6 tRNA genes and 2 rRNA genes (2 of these 8 cut by a window edge) are annotated in these 2,500 nt (G+C 51.2%); all 8 read right to left on the bottom strand.

Going from position 1 to position 2,500, the window contains the following annotated elements:
• Window positions 1-6 (bottom strand) — tRNA-Leu (locus QUF93_RS02870); it reaches 83 nt to the left of the window's first position.
• A gap of 16 nt (window positions 7-22) precedes the next feature.
• Window positions 23-97: transfer RNA gene (locus QUF93_RS02865), tRNA-Gly, on the bottom strand.
• A gap of 29 nt (window positions 98-126) precedes the next feature.
• Window positions 127-207, bottom strand: a tRNA-Leu gene (locus QUF93_RS02860).
• A gap of 14 nt (window positions 208-221) precedes the next feature.
• A tRNA-Lys gene (locus QUF93_RS02855) sits at window positions 222-297 on the bottom strand.
• A 13-nt stretch (window positions 298-310) separates the two neighbouring features.
• Window positions 311-386: transfer RNA gene (locus QUF93_RS02850), tRNA-Thr, on the bottom strand.
• Between the two features lie 4 nt (window positions 387-390).
• A tRNA-Val gene (locus tag QUF93_RS02845) sits at window positions 391-466 on the bottom strand.
• Between the two features lie 5 nt (window positions 467-471).
• Window positions 472-587 (bottom strand): 5S ribosomal RNA (gene rrf / locus QUF93_RS02840).
• A gap of 101 nt (window positions 588-688) precedes the next feature.
• A 23S ribosomal RNA gene (locus QUF93_RS02835) occupies window positions 689-2,500 on the bottom strand (it continues 1,110 nt past the right edge of the window).

The following is a 2,500-nucleotide window of genomic DNA, read 5'->3' as shown; positions in this document are numbered from 1 at the left end:
CCCGGCATGTCATATTGGAAATTGGAGCGGAAGACGGGATTCGAACCCGCGACCCCAACCTTGGCAAGGTTGTATTCTACCACTGAACTACTTCCGCAAGACATGTTTGAGTTATTTCATTAAAAGTGCGGGTGAAGGGAGTCGAACCCCCACGCCAAAGGCGCTAGATCCTAAGTCTAGTGCGTCTGCCAATTCCGCCACACCCGCATATTTCATTAAAATGGTGAGCCATGAAGGATTCGAACCTTCGACCCTCTGATTAAAAGTCAGATGCTCTACCAACTGAGCTAATGGCTCTTACAATAAAAACTGGTGCCGACTAGAGGACTTGAACCCCCAACCTACTGATTACAAGTCAGTTGCTCTACCAATTGAGCTAAGTCGGCTAAATGGTGGAGGATGACGGGATCGAACCGCCGACCCCCTGCTTGTAAGGCAGGTGCTCTCCCAGCTGAGCTAATCCTCCGAATTGCCTGGCAACGTCCTACTCTCACAGGGACAAGGTCCCAACTACCATCGGCGCTAGAGAGCTTAACTTCCGTGTTCGGTATGGGAACGGGTGTGGCCTCTCTGCCATCATTACCAGACTGTATTCATTTAAGACAAGAATTATTGTAACTCATTTAACTTTTAAAGTCAACAAGTTTTTTATATTCTTTCAAAACTAGATAACATTGCTTCATATTATATGGTTAAGTCCTCGATCTATTAGTATTCGTCAGCTCCACATGTCACCATGCTTCCACCTCGAACCTATCAACCTGATCATCTTTCAGGGATCTTACTAGCTTACGCTATGGGAAATCTCATCTTGAGGGGGGCTTCATGCTTAGATGCTTTCAGCACTTATCCCTTCCGCACATAGCTACCCAGCTATGCCCTTGGCAGAACAACTGGTACACCAGCGGTGCGTCCATCCCGGTCCTCTCGTACTAAGGACAGCTCCTCTCAAATTTCCTACGCCCACGACGGATAGGGACCGAACTGTCTCACGACGTTCTGAACCCAGCTCGCGTACCGCTTTAATGGGCGAACAGCCCAACCCTTGGGACCGACTACAGCCCCAGGATGCGATGAGCCGACATCGAGGTGCCAAACCTCCCCGTCGATGTGGACTCTTGGGGGAGATAAGCCTGTTATCCCCGGGGTAGCTTTTATCCGTTGAGCGATGGCCCTTCCATGCGGAACCACCGGATCACTAAGCCCGACTTTCGTCCCTGCTCGACTTGTAGGTCTCGCAGTCAAGCTCCCTTATGCCTTTGCACTCTACGAATGATTTCCAACCATTCTGAGGGAACCTTTGGGCGCCTCCGTTACACTTTAGGAGGCGACCGCCCCAGTCAAACTGCCCACCTGACACTGTCTCCCGGGTCGATAAGACCCGTAGGTTAGAATTTCAATACAGTCAGGGCGGTATCCCACCAGCGCCTCCACCGAAGCTAGCGCTCCGGTTTCAATGGCTCCCGCCTATCCTGTACAAACTGTACCAAAATTCAATATCAGGCTACAGTAAAGCTCCACGGGGTCTTTCCGTCCTGTCGCGGGTAACCTGCATCTTCACAGGTACTATAATTTCACCGAGTCTCTGGTTGAGACAGTGCCCAAATCGTTACACCTTTCGTGCGGGTCGGAACTTACCCGACAAGGAATTTCGCTACCTTAGGACCGTTATAGTTACGGCCGCCGTTTACTGGGGCTTCAGTTCAGAGCTTCGCTTACGCTAACCCCTCTCCTTAACCTTCCAGCACCGGGCAGGTGTCAGCCCCTATACTTCGCCTTACGGCTTCGCAGAGACCTGTGTTTTTGCTAAACAGTCGCTTGGGCCTATTCACTGCGGCTTTCCGTTAAGAAAGCACCCCTTCTCCCGAAGTTACGGGGTCATTTTGCCGAGTTCCTTAACCAGAGTTCTCTCGCACACCTTAGGATTCTCTCCTCGCCTACCTGTGTCGGTTTGCGGTACAGGCACCTTTTATCTCGCTAGAAGCTTTTCTTGGCAGCGGGGAATCAAAGACTTCGCTCCATAAGGAGCTTCCCCATCACAGCTCAGCCTTCACGATAAGCGGATTTGCCTACTTATCAGCCTAACTGCTTGGACGTGCACAACCAATCGCACGCTTCTTCTATCCTTCTGCGTCCCTCCATTGCTCAAACGATAAAGAGGTGGTACAGGAATATCAACCTGTTGTCCATCGCCTACGCCTGTCGGCCTCGGCTTAGGTCCTGACTAACCCTGAGCGGACGAGCCTTCCTCAGGAAACCTTAGGCATTCGGTGGACGGGATTCTCACCCGTCTTTCGCTACTCATACCGGCATTCTCACTTCTAAGCGCTCCACCAGTCCTTCCGGTCTGACTTCACTGCACTTAGAACGCTCCCCTACCACTGATACCATTGGTATCAATTCGCAGCTTCGGTGGTGTATTTAGCCCCGGTACATTTTCGGCGCAGAGTCACTCGACTAGTGAGCTATTACGCACTCTTTAAATGGTGGCTGCTTCTAA

The organism is Bacillus hominis (assembly GCF_030348325.1).
GTDB classification, from domain to species: Bacteria; Bacillota; Bacilli; order Bacillales; family Bacillaceae_G; genus Bacillus_A; species Bacillus_A hominis.
This window is presented reverse-complemented; position numbering and strand designations above follow the sequence as displayed.